Source organism: Streptomyces bicolor (genome assembly GCF_000719285.1).
In the GTDB taxonomy this organism is placed as follows: domain Bacteria; phylum Actinomycetota; class Actinomycetes; order Streptomycetales; family Streptomycetaceae; genus Streptomyces; species Streptomyces bicolor.
Window position 1 is genome coordinate 166,405 of record NZ_JOFS01000019.1, and the last position, 22,060, is coordinate 188,464.

At 71.2% G+C, this 22,060-nt stretch carries 19 protein-coding genes; 5 read left to right on the forward strand and 14 right to left on the reverse strand.

The window, feature by feature from the left end; all coding sequences use genetic code 11:
• Window positions 1-56: 56 nt before the first annotated feature.
• From IF78_RS0124990 to IF78_RS0125030, 9 genes are all read right to left on the reverse strand, one after another.
• Window positions 57-860, reverse strand: coding sequence for an HAD family hydrolase (locus tag IF78_RS0124990; protein ID WP_031484778.1), 804 nt, complete (start codon window positions 858-860; stop codon window positions 57-59).
• Window positions 857-2,134 carry a serine--tRNA ligase gene (serS, locus tag IF78_RS0124995; protein WP_037641142.1) on the reverse strand — a complete coding sequence of 426 codons (1,278 nt, stop codon included), beginning with the start codon at window positions 2,132-2,134 and terminating at the stop codon, window positions 857-859. Before serS ends, IF78_RS0124990 begins: the two co-directional genes overlap by 4 nt.
• 567 nt (window positions 2,135-2,701) lie before the next feature.
• Window positions 2,702-3,634 carry a prephenate dehydratase gene (gene pheA, locus IF78_RS0125000; protein WP_031484782.1) on the reverse strand — a complete coding sequence of 311 codons (933 nt, stop codon included), beginning with the start codon at window positions 3,632-3,634 and terminating at the stop codon, window positions 2,702-2,704.
• A 267-nt stretch (window positions 3,635-3,901) separates the two neighbouring features.
• Window positions 3,902-5,239: an iron uptake transporter deferrochelatase/peroxidase subunit gene (efeB, locus tag IF78_RS0125005; protein ID WP_031484784.1), complete on the reverse strand. Its 1,338-nt coding sequence runs from the start codon at window positions 5,237-5,239 to the stop codon at window positions 3,902-3,904.
• 8 nt (window positions 5,240-5,247) lie between these two features.
• The gene (locus IF78_RS0125010; protein WP_425314628.1) at window positions 5,248-7,266 is read right to left on the reverse strand and encodes a copper resistance CopC/CopD family protein; all 2,019 of its coding nucleotides are present in this window, start codon (window positions 7,264-7,266) and stop codon (window positions 5,248-5,250) included.
• Window positions 7,267-7,279: 13 nt separating this feature from the next.
• A complete protein-coding gene (locus IF78_RS0125015; RefSeq protein WP_051828146.1) occupies window positions 7,280-7,756 on the reverse strand; it encodes a copper chaperone PCu(A)C in 477 nt (158 codons plus the stop codon).
• Window positions 7,753-8,406, reverse strand: coding sequence for an SCO family protein (locus tag IF78_RS0125020; protein WP_031484791.1), 654 nt, complete (start codon window positions 8,404-8,406; stop codon window positions 7,753-7,755). The genes IF78_RS0125015 and IF78_RS0125020 overlap by 4 nt, the downstream gene beginning before the upstream one ends.
• A gap of 97 nt (window positions 8,407-8,503) precedes the next feature.
• Window positions 8,504-9,241: a YcnI family copper-binding membrane protein gene (locus IF78_RS0125025; RefSeq protein ID WP_031484794.1), complete on the reverse strand. Its 738-nt coding sequence runs from the start codon at window positions 9,239-9,241 to the stop codon at window positions 8,504-8,506.
• Window positions 9,242-9,444: 203 nt separating this feature from the next.
• Window positions 9,445-10,272 carry a hypothetical protein gene (locus IF78_RS0125030; protein ID WP_031484796.1) on the reverse strand — a complete coding sequence of 276 codons (828 nt, stop codon included), beginning with the start codon at window positions 10,270-10,272 and terminating at the stop codon, window positions 9,445-9,447.
• 259 nt (window positions 10,273-10,531) lie between these two features.
• On the opposite strand from IF78_RS0125030, the gene IF78_RS0125035 reads away from it, so the two are divergent.
• The 3 genes from IF78_RS0125035 to IF78_RS0125045 all read left to right on the forward strand — a co-directional run bounded on the left by IF78_RS0125035 (window position 10,532) and on the right by IF78_RS0125045 (window position 12,916).
• Window positions 10,532-10,981: an ATP-binding protein gene (locus IF78_RS0125035; RefSeq protein WP_031484798.1), complete on the forward strand. Its 450-nt coding sequence runs from the start codon at window positions 10,532-10,534 to the stop codon at window positions 10,979-10,981.
• A 139-nt stretch (window positions 10,982-11,120) separates the two neighbouring features.
• Entirely contained in the window at window positions 11,121-12,071 is a 951-nt protein-coding gene (locus tag IF78_RS0125040) for an intradiol ring-cleavage dioxygenase (protein ID WP_199921427.1), read from the forward strand.
• Window positions 12,072-12,082: 11 nt separating this feature from the next.
• Complete coding sequence (locus IF78_RS0125045; RefSeq protein ID WP_031484802.1) at window positions 12,083-12,916, forward strand: triphosphoribosyl-dephospho-CoA synthase; 834 nt, start codon at window positions 12,083-12,085, stop codon at window positions 12,914-12,916.
• A 91-nt stretch (window positions 12,917-13,007) separates the two neighbouring features.
• Here IF78_RS0125045 and IF78_RS0125050 read toward each other — a convergent pair whose 3' ends face one another.
• The 4 genes from IF78_RS0125050 to IF78_RS0125065 all read right to left on the reverse strand — a co-directional run bounded on the left by IF78_RS0125050 (window position 13,008) and on the right by IF78_RS0125065 (window position 18,921).
• Window positions 13,008-14,264, reverse strand: a complete 1,257-nt coding sequence (locus tag IF78_RS0125050) for an MFS transporter (protein ID WP_031484804.1) — start codon at window positions 14,262-14,264, stop codon at window positions 13,008-13,010.
• A gap of 112 nt (window positions 14,265-14,376) precedes the next feature.
• Window positions 14,377-15,723: a MocR-like pyridoxine biosynthesis transcription factor PdxR gene (gene pdxR, locus IF78_RS0125055; RefSeq protein ID WP_031484806.1), complete on the reverse strand. Its 1,347-nt coding sequence runs from the start codon at window positions 15,721-15,723 to the stop codon at window positions 14,377-14,379.
• Between the two features lie 104 nt (window positions 15,724-15,827).
• Window positions 15,828-17,285, reverse strand: coding sequence for an aminopeptidase P family protein (locus tag IF78_RS0125060; RefSeq protein ID WP_107050010.1), 1,458 nt, complete (start codon window positions 17,283-17,285; stop codon window positions 15,828-15,830).
• Between the two features lie 124 nt (window positions 17,286-17,409).
• Window positions 17,410-18,921 carry a PP2C family protein-serine/threonine phosphatase gene (locus IF78_RS0125065; protein ID WP_199921428.1) on the reverse strand — a complete coding sequence of 504 codons (1,512 nt, stop codon included), beginning with the start codon at window positions 18,919-18,921 and terminating at the stop codon, window positions 17,410-17,412.
• A 503-nt stretch (window positions 18,922-19,424) separates the two neighbouring features.
• On the opposite strand from IF78_RS0125065, the gene IF78_RS0125070 reads away from it, so the two are divergent.
• Window positions 19,425-20,084 carry a bifunctional DNA primase/polymerase gene (locus IF78_RS0125070; protein ID WP_031484813.1) on the forward strand — a complete coding sequence of 220 codons (660 nt, stop codon included), beginning with the start codon at window positions 19,425-19,427 and terminating at the stop codon, window positions 20,082-20,084.
• 56 nt (window positions 20,085-20,140) lie between these two features.
• The gene (locus IF78_RS0125075) at window positions 20,141-20,758 is read left to right on the forward strand and encodes a hypothetical protein (protein WP_063762200.1); all 618 of its coding nucleotides are present in this window, start codon (window positions 20,141-20,143) and stop codon (window positions 20,756-20,758) included.
• A 242-nt stretch (window positions 20,759-21,000) separates the two neighbouring features.
• Here IF78_RS0125075 and IF78_RS0125080 read toward each other — a convergent pair whose 3' ends face one another.
• Window positions 21,001-21,990: a DUF5926 family protein gene (locus IF78_RS0125080; RefSeq protein WP_031484817.1), complete on the reverse strand. Its 990-nt coding sequence runs from the start codon at window positions 21,988-21,990 to the stop codon at window positions 21,001-21,003.
• Window positions 21,991-22,060 lie beyond the last annotated feature (70 nt).

The window sequence follows — 22,060 nt, forward strand, 5'->3', positions numbered from 1 at the left end:
TGGTCAGGCGAACAGCGGGCGTCAGGCGAGCAGTTGCTCCAGGTGCGCAGCCGGCGTCAGCCGAGCAGTCGCTCCAGCACTACCGCGATGCCGTCCTCCTCATTGGAGGCCGTCACCTCGTCCGCGACCGCCTTGAGTTCCTCGTGGGCGTTGGACATTGCCACGCCCCTCGCTGCCCAGGCGAACATCGGGATGTCGTTGGGCATGTCGCCGAAGGCGATCGTGTCCGTTGCCTTGATGCCCAGGCGTCGGGCCGCCAGTGACAGGCCGGTCGCCTTGGACAGGCCCAGGGGGAGGAGTTCCACGATGCCCTCGCCCGCCATCGCGACCGTGACGAAGCCGCCCGCTGCCTGGCGGGCAGTCTCTGCCAGTTCGTCGTCCGACAGGTTCGGGTGCTGTATGTAGATCTTGTTCAGCGGGGCCGTCCACAGATCCGACGCGTCCGTGAACGGGGTCGACGGGAGGGAGCCCGTGACCGCGTAACCGGGGCCCACGAGGACGTCGCCGTCCAGGCCGTCGCGGCTCGCCGCCAGGAACAGAGGGCCGACCTCCGCCTCGATCTTGGCCAGTGCCACGCCCGCCAGTTGGCGGTCCAGGGTGACCGAGGTCAGCAGGCGGTGCTCGCCGGCGTCGTACACCTGCGCGCCCTGGCCGCACACCGCGAGGCCCCGGTAGCCGAGGTCGTCGAGGATGTGCCGGGTCCACGGGACCGCCCGGCCCGTGACGACGATGTGCGCGGCGCCCGCTTCGGTGGCCGCGGTGAGGGCGTCACGGGTGCGCTGAGACACCGACTCGTCGGAGCGCAGGAGCGTTCCGTCGAGGTCGGTCGCGATCAGCTTGTACGGGAGGCCGGCGCTCACTTGGTGACCGGCTCCAGGACCTCCCGGCCGCCCAGGTACGGGCGCAGCACCTCGGGGACGCGGACGGAGCCGTCGGCCTGCTGGTGGTTCTCCAGGATCGCCACGATGGTGCGCGGTACGGCGCACAGCGTGCCGTTGAGCGTGGCCAGCGGCTTGACCTGCTTGCCGTCACGGACGCGGATCGACAGGCGCCGGGACTGGAACTCGGTGCAGTCCGAGGTCGAGGTCAGCTCGCGATACTTGCCCTGCGTCGGGATCCACGCCTCGCAGTCGAACTTGCGGGCCGCCGAGGAGCCGAGGTCGGCCGAGGCCACGTCGATGACGCGGAACGGCAGCTCCAGCGACGTCAGCCACTGCTTCTCCCACTCCAGCAGGCGCTGGTGCTCGGCCTGCGAATCCTCGGGAGCGACGTACGAGAACATCTCGACCTTGTCGAACTGGTGCACGCGGAAGATGCCCCGCGTGTCCTTGCCGTGCGAGCCGGCCTCGCGGCGGAAGCAGGGGGAGAAGCCGGCGTAGCGCAGCGGGAGCTTGTCGGCGTCGAGGATCTCGTCCATGTGGTACGCCGCGAGCGGGACCTCGGAGGTGCCGACCAGGTAGAGGTCGTCCTTGTCGAGGTGGTAGACGTCCTGCGCGGCCTGGCCGAGGAAGCCGGTGCCGGCCATCGACTGGGGGCGGACCAGCGCCGGGGTCAGCATCGGCGTGAAGCCGGCCGCCGTCGCCTGGGCCATCGCGGCGTTGACCAGGGCCAGCTCCAGCAAGGCGCCGACGCCGGTGAGGAAGTAGAAGCGGGAGCCGGAGACCTTGGCGCCGCGCTCGACGTCGATGGCGCCGAGGATGGTGCCGAGCTCCAGGTGGTCCTTCGGCTCGAAGCCCTCGGCCGTGAAGTCGCGGATCTCGCCGTGCGTCTCCAGCGTGACGAAGTCCTCCTCGCCGCCCACGGGGACGTCGGGGTGGACGAGGTTGCCGAGCTGGAGGAGGAGCTCCTGGGTCTCGGCGTCGGCCGCGTCGCGCTCGGCGTCGGCCGCCTTGACGTCGGCGGCCAGCTGGCTCGCCTTCTTCAGAAGCTCGGCCTTCTCGTCTCCGGAGGCCTTGGGGATGAGCTTGCCGAGCTGCTTCTGCTCGGCACGCAGCTCGTCGAAGCGGACGCCGGACGACCTGCGCCGCTCGTCGGCAGACAGGAGGGAGTCGACGAGCGCGACGTCCTCTCCACGGGCGCGCTGCGAGGCGCGCACTCGGTCGGGGTCCTCACGGAGCAGGCGAAGGTCAATCACGCGCTCAAGGCTACCGGGGCGGGGTGACAGCCCACGACTCGCTATTCCGAACTGCGGCTTACGTTCCGTTATGGGGGAATTGCGAAACGTGTCAATAAAAAGTGTCTCACTCCCTGGAACGGGGCAGGGCTGTGGCGGCCGGTTGACTCGATTTCCTTGTGGGGAACGGGACTTGGGTCTCCGTTGTCCACAGCTGCCCCCAGCCCGTCAAGAGTTATCCACAGGCTGTGTGGATGGGTTGTGGACGCCGGAATTGATCACTCCGTAACGCGTCGCGCGAGTCGAGGATTCCCAGGACAAACCTTGCGCATCCCCACGTTCGAGTGGAAAGGGGTCGCCCCAAAGGATTATCCAAAGGAAAAGAGTGGACGAAGGGTGACTTGCGCAATGGTGGACGCCGACGGGCCCTGAGGAGTGATTTGTCGACAGTGTCATGCTTGCTTGTCGACTTGTCCCCAGGTCGAGATGAGGACCTGTGGATAACTCCTGTGGATAACGACAATCGGCTGATAGGACTGGCGGAAATCCAGCGTCCGGGACGACGACCGAGGCGGCTCAGAACCGCACTCAGAACCGCCCGTCCTGGCACCGGGCCACCCAGTCAGCCGCCGACACGAACTCGTCGTCCGACGTCCCGAGGCGCGGCGGCTGCACATCCCCGGGCTTCATGTCCGCGCGCGGATACGAGCCCAGGAAGCGCACCTCCAGGCAGATCCGCTTCAGCCCCGTCAGCGCCTCGGCCACCCGGCGGTCGGAGATGTGGCCCTCGGCGTCGATGCAGAAGCAGTAGTTGCCGATGCCCGCGCCGGTCGGCCGGGACTGCAGCAGCATCAGGTTGATGCCGCGCGTGGCGAACTCGCCCAGGAGGTCGCGCAGCCCGCCGGGATGGTCGTCGCGCTGCCACAGCACGACGGACGTCTTGTCCGCGCCGGTCGGCGCCGCGGGCCGGGCGGGCCGGCCCACCAGCACGAACCGGGTCTGGGCGTTCTCCGCGTCGTGGATGCCGGTCTCCAGGGCCTCGAGGCCGTACCGGGCGGCCGCGAACTCGCCGGCGAAGGCGGCGTCGTACTGGCCTTCCTGGACCAGGCGCGCGGCGTCCGCGTTCGAGGCGGCCGACTCCCAGTGGGCGTCCGGGAGGTTCTTCTTCAGCCAGTTGCGCACCTGCGGCTGGGCGGCCGGGTGGGCGGAGACCGTCTTGATGTCCGACAGTTTGGTGCCCGGCCTGACCAGCAGCGCGAAGGTGATCGACAGCAGCACCTCGCGGTAGATCATCAGCGGCGCGCCCGCGACCAGTTCGTCGAGCGTCGTCGTGATGCCGCCCTCGACGGAGTTCTCGATCGGCACGAACGCGGCCTCGGCCTCGCCGACACGCACCGCGTCGAGCGCGGACTGCACGGACACGTAGGGGATCAGTTCCCGGGTCGCGGCCTCGGGAAGGGTGCGCAGGGCGACTTCGGTGAAGGTGCCCTCGGGGCCGAGATAGGCATAGCTCGCTGGCATGACCTCACCCTAATGGGCCTTGCGAAACACGGTGTGCACATCTCACCCGGCTGCCCCAAGGGGCACTCCGGTCCGGGCTCGGGCAGGCGCGCCGGCCCAGCCCCCGCTCTCCGGCCCAGGCTCGCGCATACGCTCCAGCTCGGCCGATCCCGTGGGTCACGCATAGGCCCAGCTCGGCCGATCCCTTGGCTCAGGCATACACCCCAGCTCAGCCGATCCCCCAGCCCAGCACTCCCGGCCCCGCCCAGCTCGTCGCGGCCCCCAGCGTCACCCCTCCAGCAACCCCTGCCCCACATACTCCCCCTCCGCCGCCCCGCCCGGCACGGCGAAGAGCCCGCTCGCCTCGTGGCGGATGTACTTCGACAGCGCGTCGCCCCGGTCGAGCTTGCGCTGGACGGTGACGAAGCCGCGCAGTGGGTCGGCCTGCCAGCAGATGAAGAGGAGGCCCGCGTCGGGCACCCCGTTGGCGTCGATGCCGTCGTGGTAGGAGAAGGGGCGCCGCAGCATCGCCGCCCCGCCGTTCTGGTCGGGCCGGGTGATACGGGCGTGGGCGTTGATGGGGACGACCAGGTTTCCTGCCTTGTCGGTCTTCTCCAGGTCCATCTCGGTCGTCTCGGTGCCCCCGGACAGCGGCGCCCCGTCGGACTTGCGGCGCCCGATGACGTCCTCCTGCTCCTTGACCGAGAGCTGCTCCCAGTCGTCGAGGAGCATGCGGATGCGGCGTACGACGGCGTAGGAGCCGTTCGCCATCCAGGCCGGGTCCTTCGAGCCGGACTCCGGCACGAAGATCCGCTGGTCGAAGTCGCCGTCCGTCGGCTTCGGATTGCGCGTGCCGTCCATCTGGCCCATCAGGTTGCGCGCAGTCATGGGGTGCGAGGTGGCGCCCGGCGACCGGTTGAAGCCGTTCATCTGCCAGCGCACCCTGGCGGCGCTGCCCGCGTCCTTCTGGATCGCGCGCAGGGCGTGGAAGGCGACCAGGGCGTCGTTGGCGCCGATCTGCACCCACAGGTCGCCGTTGCTGCGTGCCTTGTCGAGCTGGTCGGAGGAGAAGTCGGGCAGCGGGTCCAGGGCGACCGGGCGCTGCTTCTCCAGGCCGGTCCGCGCGAAGAAGCTGTGCCCGAAGCCGAAGGTGAGCGTCAGCGAGGAGGGACCGGCGTCGCGGGCGACATCCGTGTCATCCTGCTTGGCCGCCTCGCCCGCCATCAGCCGCCGAGCCGTCTCCGACCAGCGGCGCAGCAACGCAGCCGCCTCCTTGCGGCCGGCGCCCGCCGCCAGGTCGAAGGCGACGACGTGGCCGCGCGCCTGGAGCCCCTGGAGGATGCCGGGCTGATGTTTCCCGTGAAACATCACCTGGTCGGCGCCCAGCGAGCTGAGCGGTGTCGCCTCGGCGGGCCGGGCGGCGTATCCCACGGCCCCGCCGGCCGCACCGAGCACCAGCCCCGTGGCACCGGCGGTCCCTAGCAGCCGGCGCCGCGAAACGCCCTCCTTGAGGGCGCCCTTGGCGGCGCTTTCGGAAACGCCGCCATTAAGTGCCGTCTCGCCATTGCGTGCCGCATCAAGCGGCGGCTTGGGAGTACGGGCCTCCGGGATGGACTGGTCAGCCATGGTGAGGTTCAGCCGATCTGCGCGTTCTTGGAGACGGTGGCCTGGTCGATGTCGGAGGTCCGCACGGTCACGGCGATCTTCCACTCGCCCGCCATGGGGATCTGCACTCCGCTCGCCGACCAGTGTCCGGTGGAGATGTGGTCGGGGACGACGGGCAGCGGCCCGATGTCCTGGGACTCGAGGGTGAAGGCGATCTTCACCTCGGGGATGTCGAAGGCACGGCCGTTGGGACGCTGTACGTAGACGTGCATCTCGTTGCCGCCCACACGCGCGGGATCGAGGTCGACCCGTACGACGCCCTTGCCGTCCTCACCGCCGGTGTCGAAGGACATGTCCAGGGTCAGCGCCCCGGACGACGACGCGTCGGCGGACGCGGACGACGTGGCCGCCCTGGCCTCCTGTTCCGTACGGCCCGGCTCGGTCGACGTCAGCATGGTGGTGACGGCGAGCAGGACGACGGCGACGCCTGCTTCGGCCAACACCGAGCGGCGCAGCCCGAACCGGTTCGGGTCGGCGTCCCGCTGCTGCTTCTGCCGTGCCGTGTCGATCGCGGCCTGCTGCCGGGCGAGCTGGGCGGCACGCTTGGCATCGCCCTTGCCGGACACGGCGGCGGAGGCACCCTTCTTGCCCGAGCCCGATGTCGACGTGGCGGCGGAGGCACGGGACTGGGCAGCGGCGTGCGCCTTCTCGTCCTCACCTGTGCCCTTCTCCGTCTCGCCCCCGTCGGCGTCCTTCGCCTTCCCCACCACTGTGTCCACCAGCCGCGCCGTCCACCGCCGCGAGATCCACGCGACCCCTACCAGCAGCACCACAAGCCCGATCTTGACCAGCAGCAACTGCCCGTATCGCGTCCCGGTGAACGCCGACCACGAGCCGAGCTGCCGCCACGACTGGTAGATCCCGGTCGCGACCAGCGCGAGCACGCTGCCGAAGGCGACGCGCGAGAACCGTCGTACGGCGGACGCCCCGACGGGAGTGTCCGCGGGCGCCCGGTACAGCGCCACGAGCAGCGCGGCGAGCCCGCCGAGCCAGGCAGCGACGGCCAGCAGGTGGACGACGTCGACCGGCATCGCGATGCCGGACTGGAGCCCGGTCGAGGCGTGCTCGGACATCGCCCAGCTCGCCGCGAGCCCGGCCGCCACGACCGTCCCGCCGATCGCGAGCCCGAAGGTGAGGTCCCGCTTCTCCTCGTCCTCCCGCTTGTCATAGGCCCCGAACAGCACCGCGATGAACAGCGCCGCCGCGGCGAGCAGCAGCAGCCGGGACACGAGTGCCGCACCCGTCTTGGTCTGCAGCACCTGCCCGAGCAGCTCCAGGTCGAAGATGTCGCCGATCTTCCCGGTGCTGGTGTACGAGCCGCGCAGGAGCAGCAGCCCGAGCGTGGCGGCGGTCAGGGCCAGCCAGCCGGAGACGACGAGCCGCTGCAGCACCCGCACGCCCGACCCGCGCTGCCAGCAGGCGAGCACGAAGGCGGCGCCGCCGACCAGGACGATGAAGCCGGCGTACGACACATATCGCCCGAGCCCGTAGAGCCAGCCGACGATGCCGCCACCCGCCTCCTGGCCGGAGACCGAGACGCTGGTCTGCGAGGGAGCGCCGATGGAGAAGGTGTAGGCGCCGGCGACGGGATGGCTGTCCTCGGACACCACTTGGTAGGTGACGGTGTACGTCCCGTCGGGCAGGCCGCTGTGGAGTTTCACGGCGTACGTCGTGCCGCTGACGTTGGCCGGGTCGCCCTGGTCGACGCGCTCGCCCTTGGGGTCGAGCACGCGCAGGGAGTCGTCGGACAGGGCGACCTTTTCGGAGAAGGTCAGCGAGACCTGCGTCGGGGCCTTGTCGACCACCGCCCCCTGCCGGGGGTCGCTGCCGGTCAGCGCGGCGTGCGCGGAGACCGGCCCGGCACCGGCGAGGAGCAGACCGGTCGCGGCCAGGAGCAGCAGCACCAAGGTCCGGACACGCGGCAGCACCAGGGTCCGGACGCGCGGCAGCACCCGGGGCCGGACGCGGGGAGCGATGGTCAGGGTCACGGCGGTCTCTCCCTCAGTGTCCGGTCTTCGGGTTGTACGTCGCGGACTCCACCGGCATCTCGACGGTGACCGTGCCGGACTCGGCGAAGTGGAGCTGCACGGTCACCTTCTCGCCCTGCTGGGGCTTCCGCTTCAGCTTCTCGAACATCAGATGGCTGCCACCGCTCTTGAACACGAGCTGACCGTGCGCGGGGACGGCGAGGTCCTTGGCCTCCCGCATCGACGAACCCACGGTCTCGTGGGCGGTCACCTCGCCGACGTCGCTGGTGACGGAGGTCAACTCGTCCTTCGTACTGCCCTTGTTGGTGACCGTCAGGAAGCCGGCCGCCATGGAGTCGGAGACCGGCTGCGGCATGTAGGCGCCGCTGACGGACAGTTCGGCCGTGGAATCGGCCGGGGCGTCCTCGGAGCCGCAGCCCGTGAGGACGAGGGCGCCGGTCGTCACCAGGGTCACCAGGGTCACCGGCCGCACCGGGGCGAACCGCCTCACGGCTTCTCCCCCTTGATCAGCTTGGGGAGGTCCTTGGTGTACTCGTCGACGGTGGCGTCCTCGGTGTAGAGGACGTACCCGGCGTCGGTCTTCGGCGAGAACGCGACGACCTGGGTGCCGTGGGTGGAGACCATCTTGCCGTTCTTGTCCTTGTGCGGCGGCTCGATGGAGATGCCGAGGGTGCGGGCACCGGCCTGGATGGTGTCGAAGTCGCCGGTCAGGCCGACGACCTGCGGATCGATGCCCTTGAGCCACTTGCCGAGCGCGGACGCGGTGTCGCGCTCCGGGTCGGTCGTGACGAACACGATGCTCAGCTCGTCCTGCTCGGCCTTCGGCAGCTGCTTCTTGGCGACGGCGATGTTGTTCATCGTCAGCGGGCAGACGTCGGGACAGTTGGTGTAGCCGAAGTAGATCAGCGTCGGCTTGCCCTTCGTCTCCTTGCGGAGGTCGTACTTCTTGCCGTTCGTGTCCGTGAGGACCAGGTCCGGTTTCTCGAAGGGCTTGTCGAGGACGATGGCGGCCTTGTCCGAGCCGGCCTCCTCGGAGACCACGGTGACGGGCTGGGCGCTGTCGTCGCCGCTGCCGCAGGCGGAGAGGGTCAGGGTGGCGGCGGCGACCAGGGCGGCCGCAGCGAAGGTCTTCTTACGCATGGCAAGTCTTCTTACGCATAGAAAAATGTCCCAGTCGTGAGTGCTCCGGCGCGCACCGGGGGCGTGCCCCGGCGCGCGCCGTGAATCAAAGGAGCCGTCAGGCGTCGGTGCGCCGACGGCCGGCGAGCACGCCGTACGCCACGCCCAGCGCACCGACGACGATGCCGACCACGCCCAGGACGCGGGCGGTGGTGTCGCTGCTGTCGGCGGGCTCGGCGGCCTCGGTCTTGGCGGAGGCGGCCTCGGCGTCGTCGGAGTCGGAGGCCTGGTCGGAGGAGGACGAGCCGTGGTGGCCGTCCTCGGCGGCGGACAGTTCAAGCACCGGCGCCGGGTTCTCGGGCTCCTCCTGACCCTCCTGCGGCACCTCGATCCAGCGCACGACCTCCTTGTTGGAGTACGTCTGGATGGCCTTGAAGACCAGTTCGTCCGTGTCCTCGGGCAGGGTGCCGACGGAGACGGGGAACTTCTGGAAGAAGCCGGGCTCGATGCCCTTGCCGTCGGCGGTCCAGGTGACCTTGGTGACGGCCTCGGTGATCTTCTTGCCGTGCATCTCCAGCGGCTTGTCCAGCGTGGACTTGGTGACCTTGGCCGTCCAGCCGGGAACGGGCTGCGGCATCACGGAGGCCAGCGGGTGGTCGGTCGGGAAGGTCACCTCGAGCTTGGTGGTCGAGGCGTTGTCGCGCTCGTTGGGCACCTTGAAGTCGACGACCGCGTAGCCGCCCTTGGCTGCCGTGCCCTCGGGCTGCACGCTGACGTGGGCGAACGCGGGGACGGACAGGGCGAGTACGGCCGTGCCGGCGAGCGCGCCCGTGGCGGCGATACGAGAGGCCTTCATGCTGAGCACTCCACTGTGAATGAGGTTCGGATTCCGGTGGTGAAGAGGGGTACGCGTGCGCGGGGGTGCCCGATCAAGTGCGATCAGGGCGATCAGCAGGGAGAACAGGAGTCAGCTGTCCCTCGATCGGAGAACCCGGGTACGCGCGTGCCGCACGACGGCGGCCCCTCAGCCCACTTCGGTGGAGTGGCGGTCGCGTCGTGTCAGGCGGCGAGGACGAGTGCGGCGCCGGCCGGCGGGCCGCGCCTGATCACCGTGTGCTGGAGTGCGAGGGTGCGGGGCTCGGGCGGGCCCGACCATTCGGCGAACTGGGCCGGCGGGCTCGCCTCCGGAGCGCCTGGCAGCCCGGCACGCAGGGCGCGCACCAGCGCGAGCGCCCCGCGCAGGGATCGTACGAACGCCCCCTCCGCGACCGAGTGCGCCGACAGGGCGGACATCTCGACGATGCGCAGCAGGGCCAGGTCCCCGCGCCGCAGCAGCCACCCCGCGACGACCGCCGCGAGGAGGTGGGCGAGCACCATGGGCAGGGACGGCAGAAGGGACGCCGAGGCGTCCGTGGCACCGGACACGGCGTTCGCCGAGGAATGCGAGGTGTGCGTACCGGCGGCCGGGTGGAGCCGTGCCTCGGTGAGGATCCGCTGGGCCTGGGCGGGGCTGATGGCCGCCGCGGCGGTACCGCAGACGAGCCGCGCGGCCTGCTCGATGAGCGCGGCGTCGGAGGTGGTCGCCGTGCCGGAGACCCCGGTGGCCGCTCCGTGCTGCCCGAGCCCGAACAGCGTGTGCAGGACGGTCTGGCCGGCCGCGAGCAGTGCCGCGATCCAGGGGAGCGAGCGCTCCCGCCCCGCGAACGGCACCGTGACCAGGAGCACCCCCAGGAACCCGGCGCCCAGCGTCCACAGCGGGATCGTGGCGCAGGACCCCAGCGCGTGCCCGACCCCGGCCAGCACGACGCAGACCGCGGCGAACACCGCGGCCCGCAGTATCCGGAGATCTCCTCCGGAGCGCACCGTGCGCGGGTGGGGGGCAGTCATGGCGGGCTCATCATCGCACTGGCCTTATGACCGCCATACGGCAGGTCCGCAAGATGACATACGGGCGCTTCGGGACGCACGGGGCGATAAGGACCGTACGACCGGAAGATCACCCTCTGGTGTGGGCCGACCCCACATACACCGATTCCCGCGTGGGCGCATCGACCATATGGGCGGCATCACGTCAAGGATGTGCTTACACCCCCGCACTCGTGGCAATACGTAACGGTATGTCGAGCCGCGGCCAGGAGGCTGGAGCATGAGCATCTGGTGGTCACTCCATCTGCGGCGGGAAGCCGCGAGCGTGCCGCTCGCCCGGCGGTTGCTGATCGGCACCATGGAGACCGCGGGCGTCGACCCCGACGTGTCGTACGACCTCTCCGTCGCCCTCAGCGAGGCCTGTGCGAACGCCGTCGAACACGGCGGCGACTGCGCGCCGGACGGCTCCCCCCAGGCGTACCGCGTGACGGCGTACCTGGACGGCGAGAAGTGCCATATCGAGGTCACCGACGCGGGCCCCGGCTTCACGGCACCACCCCGTGCCCCCCGCCCGGCCGCCACCGACGCCGAGCACGGTCGCGGCCTCTGCCTCATCGCGGAACTCGCCGACCACGTCCAGATCGGCAACAAGCCGGGGCGGACCGGGGCGGTGGTGAGCTTCGACAAGATCCTCAAGTGGCGCAAGGACACGCCGTTGGTGGCGGTGTAGCGCGGACTGGAAGTACCCGCTGTCGTCGCCGCGCTCCAACGGACGATGACGGCCGCCGACTTCGGCTTCCTCAGGACTCACAGCCCCCGCACAGCGCCACCCCACGCCTCTGATGGGTGGCGTCCCTAATTTCCTGGTCATGACGGGAAACCACAAGGACAAGTCGATCACTCGGCGCCGGGCGATCGCGGTGACCGGAGGCACGGTCGCGGCGGGCGGACTCGCCGTCGCGGGCTACCAGGCGGCCTTCGCCGACACCGGCACGACCACGACCGAGGCCGCGGCGACGGCAAGCACGACCGCCTCGGAGAGCGCCGGCACCTGCATGACGCTGATGTCGAGCGTCACCGAAGGCCCGTACTACCTCGACAACGCCCTGGTGAGAAAGGACATCACCGAGGGCAAGAGCGGTGTCCCGCTCACCCTGCGCCTCACCGTCGTCGACGCCACCGACGGCTGCACCCCGGTCCCCGGCGCCGCCGTGGAGATCTGGCACTGCGACGCCTGGGGCTACTACTCCGGCTACACCACGGCCAACCCCGGCGGCTCCGCACCCGCCGAGAGCGAGGACGGCTCGACCGCCAACGACAACACCTACCTGCGCGGTTACCAGATCGCCAACGCCAACGGGGTCGTCAAGTTCGAGACGATCTTCCCGGGCTGGTACACCCCGCGCACCTGCCACATCCACCTCAAGGTCCACACGGGCGGCCAGAAGGAGGACGGCACCTACGCGGGCGGCAAGGTCAACTACACCGGCCAGCTGTTCTTCGACGACGAGATCGCCCAGGAGATCTTCACGCTGGAGCCCTACTCGAAGCACTCCGGCAGCTACACCACCCTCGACGACGACATGGTCTACGACGGCGGCGGCGCCTCCAGCGGCCTGTTGACCCTCAGCCCGGTCAAGAAGGCCGACCCGTCCAAGGGTTACAAGGGCTTCCTCACCATCGGCATCGACCCCGACGCCGAGAACACCGGCGCGGGCAGCGGCGGCGGTGGCGGCGAGGGCGGTACGCCGCCGGGCGACGCGCCGACGGGCCCCCCGCCCAGCGACGCCCCGTCGGCCTCTGCCTCGGCCTCCTCGTAGGGGATACGGCCATGAGCAGCCGCGAGGACGAGGCGCTGGCGCAGGCCGCCGTGACCGCACTCACCGGGCAGCTGGCCCTGGTTCCCAAGCCGGGCCTGCCCGACCCGCGCGACCTCGGCACCCGCGTCACCCGCTGGGACCACCGCATGCTGCGCTGGTCGGCCAGGGCGCTCGGGCCGGGCCTCGCGGCGATGTCCGCCGCGGCCCGGCGCGCGGGCGAGCCGACGCCCGGTCTCCACAGCGAACTGGGCGCGATCGGCAGGTGCACCGAGCACTCGGTACACCTCGCGGGCGGCGGCCACCGGGGCGCGCTGTGGGCGCTCGGCCTGTTGGTCGCTGCGGCCGCACTCGACCCCAGGACCGGCGCGAAGGACGTCGCCGCGACCGCCAAGCGCATCGCCGCGCACACCGACAAACGCGCCCAGCGCAGCCCCTCTCGGGGCTCCTTGGTGTCCGCCAAGTACGGCGCCGCCGGGGCACGGGGCGAGGCACGGGCCGGATTCCCGCACGTACGGCGGGCGTTGGACGCGCTCACCGAGGCTCGCTCGGCCGGCGCCACGGAGGAGCAGGCCCGCCTGGACGCCCTGCTCACGGTGATGTCCACCCTCCAGGACACCGAACTGCTCTACACCGCGGGCCCCATCGGCCTCCGGCACGTCCAAGCGGGCGCGCGCGCAGTCCTGGAAGCGGGCGGTACGGCAACCGAGGCGGGCGCGGAAGCCCTGGCCGACCTCGACGCCGACCTGCACGCGCGCGCGTGGAGCCCAAGGGGGAGTGCCGGGCTGCTGGCGGGGGCGCTGTTCCTGGACTCGCTTCCGGTCACGGCGGGAGTGCGGGCGGCCTGAACGGCACGGCATGCGGGCGGCCCGCCTGAACGCCAGGGCAGGTGCGCGGGTCGTCCGTCCGTCACCTCAGGTGCGCGGGTCGCCCCGCCCGTCACGGCAGGAGCGCGGGTTCCCCGACCGTCTCCTCCACCCGGCGACCGGCGGCCCAGCGCGCCGCCGGTCCCATGGCGTACGACGCGGCCAGCATCGCCCCGCCCAGCAGCAGCCAGCCCGGCGCCCCCCACTCCACCAGCAGGGTCGTCAGCAGGAGCGGGCCGAGTGTGCGGGCGACGGTGACGCCGGTCCCGAAGAGCCCCTGGTACTCGCCGACGCGCCCCTCCGGAGCCAGATCGAAGGACAGCTGCCAGGAACCCGCCGAGTGCCCCATCTCGGCGACCACTTGAAGCACCGCACCCACCACCAGGACACCGACGGCCACCCACAGGGAGGCCCCCGCCGACAACGCGAACACCACGCACGCGGCGAGCATCACCCAGCCCGCGCGACGCACCGCGCGCGTGGCGGTGCCAAGGCCTGTGACGCCGCGCGCCGCCCTGACCTGGAACAGCATCACCGCACCGGTGTTGAGTACGAACAGTGCGGAGACCAGCCAGGCCGGCGCCTCGGTCCGGCGGGTGATCCACAGAGGCAGCACCAGACTCAGCAGCGGCAACCGGAGCAGCAGGACCGTATTGAGGAGCGCCACGACAACGTACGGCCGGTCACCCAGCACCGCCATGCCGTGACGTTTCCGCTCAAGTCCCCGTTGCCCCACCGGAATTGCTCGCACCGCCTGCACGGCCGGCAATCGCAGCAACAGCCCCGCACACACCAGAAAGCTCACCGCGTCCAACGCGAACACCCCGAGATACGCCGCCCGCGTCCCGGCGTGCAGCGCCAGCCCGCCCAGCCCCGCACCCACCGCGAGCCCGGCGTTGAGCGTCGACTGCAGATGCGCCAGCAGCCCGGTCCGCTCCCCGGCGGGCACCAGTCCCGCCAGCAGCGCCTGCCGCGCCGCCGCGAGCCCGGACTGCACGGCGGCGTACGCGCACGCGGCCAGCACGAACGGCACGAAGCCGCGCACGACCGTGAACGACGCCACCGCGAGCCCCGTCGCGAGGGCCAGCAGCACCGCCGTACCGCGCGGTCCGCACCGGTCCGCGAGCCGCCCCAGCGGAACCCCGACCAGCGAGCCGACCGCCCAGCCGACGGTCAGCCCGAGCCCCACGCGCGCGGGGGCGAGGCCGACGATCTGGCTGAAGTAGAGGGCCGACGTCGTGTAGTAGGCGCCGTCCCCGACCGAGTTGCTCAACTGGGCGAGGGCGAGGACGCGTTGCGGACCGGCGGGCGGGACGAGCGAGTTCGTCATGCCTACGACACTAAGAACGCAGTGGGCCGCTCAACAGGACCAATCCCTGGTTGCTTCAATGGCCCAATTCGCTGTCCCCATGGCCCGTTCGGGGCATACCGCCCGGCCCCGCTCAGCCGCCCTCCAACACCCTCACCAGCACCTCCAACGCCTCCGGATACACCCGCTCCCGAGGCGTCCCGTACCCCACGACCAGCCCCTGCGGCCGCTCCTCGCCGCCGCCCGGGGCATGCCAGTGTTCCCCAAGACGCCCCAGCGCGAGCCCTTCCGCCTCCGCCCGCGCCAGCACCCGCGCCTCGTCGTCGACCTCCACCAGCGCGTGCAGCCCGGCCGCGATCCCGCGCACGGGCCGCCGCGCCCCCAGCCGGTCCAGCAGCTGATCCCGGCGCCGCCGGTACCGCAGCCGACAGGCCCGCACATGCCGGTCGTACGCATGGCTGTCGATCAGTTCGGCGAGTGCCAACTGGCCGATGGTCTCGGTGTGATGGTCGCTGTGCAGCTTGGCGTCGGCGACGGCGTCGACCAGGTGCGGCGGCAGCACCATCCAGCCGAGCCGCAGCGCGGGCCCGAGCGTCTTCGAGGCCGTGCCCAGGTACGCCACGTGGCCCGGTGCCATCCCCTGCAGCGCGCCGACGGGCTGGCGGTCGTAGCGGAACTCCCCGTCGTAGTCGTCCTCGACGATCAGCCCGCCACGCGCGCGTGCCCAGTCGGTGAGCGCCCGCCGCCGCTCGGGGTGCAGCGTCACGCCGGTCGGGTACTGATGCGCCGGCGTGACGACCACGGCCGAGCAGTCCCCCAACTCCTCCGCGCAGACGCCCCTTCCATCGACCCCCACGGGCACGACGACGCCCCCGTTGCGCCGGACCACCTCCCGATGGAACGGCAGCCCCGGGTCCTCCATGGCGACGCCGCCGCCCTCCAGCACACGCGTGAGCAACGCCAGCCCCTGCACATACCCCGAGGTGATCACGATCCGCTCCGGCGGCGCGATCACCCCACGCGCCCGCCCCAGATACCCCGACAACGCGGTCCGCAACTCGATCCGACCCCGCGGATCGCCGTAGTCATACGCCAGCGAGGGCGCCGTCGCGATGGCCCGCCGCAGCGCCCGCAACCAGGCGGCCGCCGGAAACGCCCCCACATCCGGACTCCCCGGCCGCAGATCGAAACGCGGCTCACGCGCGCGTGCGGAGGCCTCCGGCGGTTCGGCGTCAGGGAGGGGCAGAGAAGCGACCTGTGTACCAGCCCCCTGCCGAGCGGTGAGGTATCCCTCGGCGACGAGCTGGTCGTACGCCGCCTTCACGGTGTTCCGAGAGATCCCGAGTTCGTCCGCGAGCCGCCGCGTGGCAGGCAACCGCTCGCCGGGCGCCAGCCGCCCGGCCCGCACGGCATCGCGCAGCGCCCGCTCAAGCCCAGCACGACGGCCGTCGCCGACGGCGAGTTCCAGGTGCAGGTCCACCCCAACCCCCCCAGGGGCGCGGGGAACTGCGCGATCAGCCCCCACGACCCGCAGACCGCGACGATGGCCGGACACCCCTCCGGCACCCGGCCATCGATCCGACGTCAGCCCTTCAAAGAGGCCATCCAGTCCTCAACCTCATCCGACCGCCGAGGCAGCGCAGCGCTCAGGTTCCGGTTGCCCTCGGCCGTCACCAGAATGTCGTCCTCGATCCGCACCCCGATCCCCCGGTACTCCTCCGGCACGGTCAGGTCGTCGGCCTGGAAGTACAGCCCCGGCTCGACGGTCAGCACCATGCCCGCCTCCAGCGTGCCGTCGACATACGACTCCACGCGCGCGGCGGCGCAGTCGTGCACGTCCATGCCGAGCATGTGCCCGGTCCCGTGCAGCGTCCACCGGCGCTGCAGCCCGAGCTCCAGCACCCGCTCCACCGGGCCCTCGACCAGCCCCCACTCGACGAGCCGCTCGGCCAGCACACGCTGTGCCGCGTCGTGGAAGTCCCGGAACTTCCCGCCCGGCTGCACGGCCGCGATGCCGGCCTCCTGGGCGTCGTACACGGCGTCGTAGATCTTCTTCTGGATCTCGCTGAACCGGCCGTTGATCGGCAGCGTGCGCGTGACGTCGGCGGTGTAGTACGTGTGCGTCTCGACGCCCGCGTCCAGCAGCAGCAGATCACCGGAGCGCACGGGCCCGTCGTTGCGCACCCAGTGCAGCGTGCAGGCGTGCGGGCCGGCCGCGCAGATGGAGCCGTAACCGACGTCGTTGCCCTCCACACGCGCGCGGAGGAAGAACGTGCCCTCGATGTAGCGCTCGGAGGTCGCCTCGGCCTTGTCGAGGACCTTCACCACGTCCTCGAAGCCGCGCACCGTCGAGTCGACGGCCTTCTGCAGCTCGCCGATCTCGAACTCGTCCTTGACCAGCCGGGCCTCGGAGAGGAAGACGCGCAGCTCCTCGTCCCGCTCGGCGGTGACCTTGTCGGTCAGCGCGGCCTCGATGCCGGCGTCGTGGCCGCGTACGACACGCACCGGACCCGTCGCCTCGCGCAGCTTGCCGGCCAGCTCGCGCACGTCGGACGCGGGGATGCCGTAGAGCTTCTCCGCTTCGGTGAGCGAGTGCCGGCGGCCGACCCACAGCTCGCCCTGGCCGGAGAGCCAGAACTCGCCGTTCTCGCGGTCGGAGCGCGGCAGGAGGTAGATCGTCGCCTTGTGACCGTCGGAGACGGGCTCCAGGACGAGCACGCCGTCCTCGGTCTGGTTGCCGGTGAGGTAGGTGTACTCGACCGACGCCCGGAAGGGGTACTCGGTGTCGTTCGACCGCGTCTTCAGGTTGCCGGCGGGGATCACCAGACGCTCGCCCGGGAACCGCGCCGAAAGCGCGGCGCGCCGCGCGGCGGTCTCGGCGGCCTGGGGGATCGGCTGCAGGTCGCGCAGCTCGGTGTCGGCCCAGCCGGACTTCATGTTCTCGGCAAGCTCGTCGGACACGCCCGGGTACAGGCCGTTCTTGCGCTGCTTGATGGGCTCTTCCGACTCTTCCGGGGTCTCCGGGGTGAGCTCGTCGGCCACGGTCATCCTCCTCGATACGGCACTGGACCCCCTCCATCGTACGGACGTACAGGAGGGAACCCAGGGTCGAAGGACCGTCACCGAGGGCTGCTATGCCGTGATCACGAAACCCGTTATGGGCCGCCTACTCGAACCGAGCCGCCAGCAGGACCACGTCCTCCTCGCTGTCCGCCCGGTCCAGCCCGTCCGGCAGCACGGTCCGCAGGACGTGGTCGACGACGGCGTCCGGTTCGTGCCGGATGGCCCTGGGTACCCCGGCTGCCGCCGCGTGCAGCCGGGTGAACGCCCGGTCCGTGGGGTCGCCGGTGCGGTGCAGCAGTCCGTCGGTGTACAGCAGAACCGTCTCTCCGGCTTGCGCCGTCAGCTCCACGCTCGGCGCCTCCCAGCAGGCCAGCATGCCCAGCGGCGCGGACACGGACGTCTCCACGAACTCGGTGCGCCGCTCGCCGATCAGCAGCGGCGGGGTGTGTCCGGCACCGGCGAGCGTGATCTTGCGCAGGGCGGGCTCGCAGTAGGCGAACAGGGCGGTGGCGGAGCGGGCGGGCTCGGTGAGTCTGAGCAGCAGTTCCAGGTCGGACAGCACCGCGACCGGGTCCTCGCCCTCCATGACGGCGTACGCCCGCAAGCTGGCCCTGAGCCGTCCCATCGCGGCGACCGCGCTGGGCCCGGAACCGGTCACCGAGCCGACGGCCAGGCCGAGCGCGGCGTCCGGCAGCGGCAGCGCGTCGTACCAGTCGCCGCCCCCGCGCGGGCCGGTGCGATGCCGGGCGGCGAGCTGGACGCCCGCCACGCGGGGCAGCCGGGAGGGGAGCAGTTCCTCCGCCATGGTCCGCATGCACGCGCGCGTGCGCTCGACTTCGAGGAGCCGGGCCAGGTGCTCGGTGGCGTATCGGGTGTACAGGCCGACGAGGTGGCGTCGGCGTTCGGCCGGTTCGGCGGGCTCGTCGTACAGCCACACGGCGGCGCCGAGGCGGCCGGCGGCCTCGGTGGACAGGGGGAGTGCGTAGCTCGCGGCGTAGCCGAGGCGTGCGGCCACCTCACGGTGCCGTGGGTCGAGCCCGTCCTCGGCGAACAGGTCGGGCTCGGCGATCTCGCCGTCGCCGCCCGGGAGGCCGTCGAGGATCCTGCCGTACGACATCACGCTGCGCGGGACGGTCTCGATGTGCCCGAGGTCCGCGCGGGCCAGTCCGAGCCCGATGGTCGTGTCGGGGCCCAGCCCGTCCGCCGGTTCCAGTACGACGAGACCGCGCCGGGCGCCCACGAGGGCGGATCCGGCGCGCAGCAGTTCCTCCATGGCCTCGGCGAGCACGCTCGTGCGGGCCAGGCGTTCGGTGAGTTCGTGGAGTGTCGTGAGGTCCGAGACCCAGCCGGCCAGACGGTCCTGGAGCAGCACCCCCGGGGGGTTCGGCGGGGGGACCGCTGAGGCACCCGAGGCCGCCTGCGCGGGCGCGACAGTGTGTGCGGGCGAGGGAACCGTCGAATCGATTCCGGCCACTTTCGGAGGGTGGGGAGCGTTCATGGCGTCCGGCTTTCCGACCGGTGCGTATTGCTCAAAAGCATCGCAAACCCCCATGTCATTCTGCGCCGCTAGCAGTGTCTCCACATGTACACGCACTCGTGAGGGGATGTCCAGCATTGTCCTGCCGGGATTCCTGGTGTCCGTGGGCAACCAGAGCACTCGGCGTAGACCTCTTGCGCAAAGGCAAAGTTGGCTTAAAACTGCCGCAGTGAACGGGGTATTGCGGTCGACTGGTTTCGCTCCACGGAGCGTCACAGCGGTCGTGATGGGTACGTACTCGGTGAAGGCCAGGGGTGGTTGACAACCACCCGGAACCTGGTGACGGACCCGGGCGTCTTAGCCACCGACGATCGTGCCCCATCCTCCCGTGGCGGAGGCGAAGAGAAATACGCGCGACGGTAAAACGCCAGACTTCGCCACCCCACGCCACGCCCATGCTTTTGATGGACGCAGTATGGACGAGGCTGCCGCGGAAGCAGTCAACGCTCGGCCCATAGGGGTTTCCCTTGCTCAAGGCAGGGGTGTGATGCGCCATTAGGTACGCACAGTGAAGTGATCGACACATGGTGTGATGTGGACCACGGTGTTGCCAGCGGTGCAACGGAAAGGAACGAGCGCTCATGCGCGAGATCCTCGGAAGGCGACGCAGGCCCCTGCGCGGTGACGGGAGGCCTGAGCTGATCAGCGCGGCCCTCACCTTCGCGACGCAATGGCAGTGGCCGGTACTCCCGGGTGTGGCGGCGGATCCGCAGGGGCGGGACCGCTGCGGTTGCCCGGACCCCGAGTGCACGGTGCCCGGTGCCCACCCCTTCGACCCGGGCCTCCTCGCGGCCACCACCGACGAGCGCATGGTGCGCTGGTGGTGGACCAACCGCCCCGCGGCCCCGATCATCCTCGCCACCGGCGGCAAGGCGCCCTGCGCGGTCAGTCTCCCCGCCCTGCCGGCCGCTCACGCCCTCACCGCACTCGACCGCATGGGCATGCGCCTCGGCCCGGTCGTCGCCTCGCCCACCCGCTGGGCGATCCTGGTGAAGCCGTACTCCATGGAACAGCTGGGCGAACTGCTGTACGCCAAGGACTTCGTCCCGGGTTCCCTGCGCTTCCACGGCGAGGGTGGCTATCTCGCCCTGCCCCCGTCCGAGACGGGCCAGGGTCCCCTCAGCTGGCAGCGCGCCCCGCTGCCCGGCTCGGCCTCTCCGTGGGTGCCCGATGTGGAGGCCGTCGTCGACGCGGTGATCGAGGCCCTCACTCGTACGGGTGTGAGCGCGCCCGAGTTGTAGGCCACTCCGGCGCGCGTGGAACGGCGCACACCTGCGCGGTCGTTACATTCCGCTGTATGCCCCGTCACGCTGAGACACGCCGTCCAGGTTCAGGAAAAGTCCGTCTGTCCGCCCTCGCCGGCGTTGTGGTGGGCGCGGTCGCGCTGCCGCTGGCCGTCGCTTCCGCGGGGCCCGTCGGCGAGGAGGAGCGCGCCCTCGGCCATACGTCACGCAAGGCCGAGCGGCCGTCGGCCCCTTCCTCCCCCGCCGCCGACGCCAAAGGGCCCTCCGCCGAGGCCGAAGGCTCGCCCCTGCTGCTCGGCCTGGGGCTGGCCACCGCCGCCCGCTGCGGACCCGAGCTCATCTCCCCGGAGGGCATCGAGGCGCAGACCTGTGTCCTCACGCAGGGCGAGGAGACCTGGGCGCGCACCTACTTCCGCAACGCCACCGGCGGCGCGCTGGACTCCGTGCTGAGCCTCATGGGGCCCGGTGGGCGCACCGTGCAGATGCGCTGCGCCGGGGGTGCCGAGGACGAGCCGGGCACGTGCGAGACGCCCCGGCAGCCGACCCGCGGGAACCTGGACGCCTACACGGCGGTCGCGGAGTTCGCCTCGGGGGCCGTGAACGGGCCGCTGCTGCTGCGCGCCGCGAGCAACTCCGTGCCGGACGATTCCACGGCACCCACGGGCAGTTGACACGCGACGTCAATCCGTACACGACGCCGACATGGAAAGACCCGGTTGCTGGCGACGGGGGATGCACCAGCAACCGGGCTAATGGAACGGTAACAAGAGATCGGCTGTACGCAAATTCGATCCGGGCTTTCAAGTCACGGATTCCCTTGCTCCACATGGGAGTTGTGATCGGATTCACCCCTCCCGTGAGGGCCGGTTCGGCTGAACGGCCGTTCAGCCGAGGCCGACCCCCATCCTGTGCGTCAGCTGAGCGTGACCTGCCGGTTGGTCAGGCCGCCACGCGCGCGGCGCTCGTCCGCGGTGAGCGGAGCGTCCGCCGCCAGGGCCGCGGCGAGGCGCTCGGCGAACTCGGCCGCCGGCTTCTCCACGTCCTCCGCGCCGATCTCGCTCGGCAGGTCCCAGACCGGCACGGTGAGGCCGTGAGCGCGGAAGGAACCGACGAGCCGGGTGCCCTCGCCGAGGTTCGACTTCCCCGCCGCGTGCAGCCGTGCGAGAGCGTCCAGAAGCTGCTCCTCGGGATGCGGCATGACCCAGCGCAGGTGGTTCTTCTCCGGCGTCCGGCACCAGTAGGCGGCGTCCACGCCGGTCAGCTTCACGGTCGGGATGGCCGCGGCGTTGGCCCGCTCCAGGGAGGCGGCCACTTCCGGAGTGGCGTTCTCGGCGTCCGGGACCCAGAACTCGAAGCCCTGGTGCACAACTGGCTCGAACGCGCCTTCGGGGTCGAGCAGATCCTGCAGCCGCGGACCGTCGGCCGGGGCGCGGCGGCCCTGGACCGGGGTGCCGGGCTGGGCGGCGAGGGCCTGCTGGAGGGTGTCGGCGAGGTCGCGGCTGATGTCGCCCGACGCCGTGTCGTTCTGCAGGCCGAGCAGCACCGAGCCGTCGTCGCGGCGCAGCGCCGGCCAGGCCATGGGCAGGACGGTGGCCAGGGTGACGGACGGGACGCCCTCGGGGAGCCCGCCCTTGAGGGGCAGCTCGACGGTGGCCGCCGGCACCAGTTCGCGCAGGGCCACCCAGTCGCACTCGCCCGGCAGACCCTCGAACGGGCGGTGCACCAGCTCGGTCACCGCCTGTGCGGCGGCCCGGCCGTGGCAGGCCTTGTAGCGGCGGCCGCTGCCGCAGGGGCAGGGCTCGCGTGCGCCGACAACCGGAACGTTCACATCAGCGCCTGCGGCACGGGCTGCATCGCTGAGCTGCGGGCGCTTGGCCTTGGTCTGGGGTCGCTTCTTGGCCATCGTGAGTTGTCTCCCGGTTACGGCTCGTCTCGTACGGGCGCGAGCCTAGCCGTTCACGCCATGGCCGACG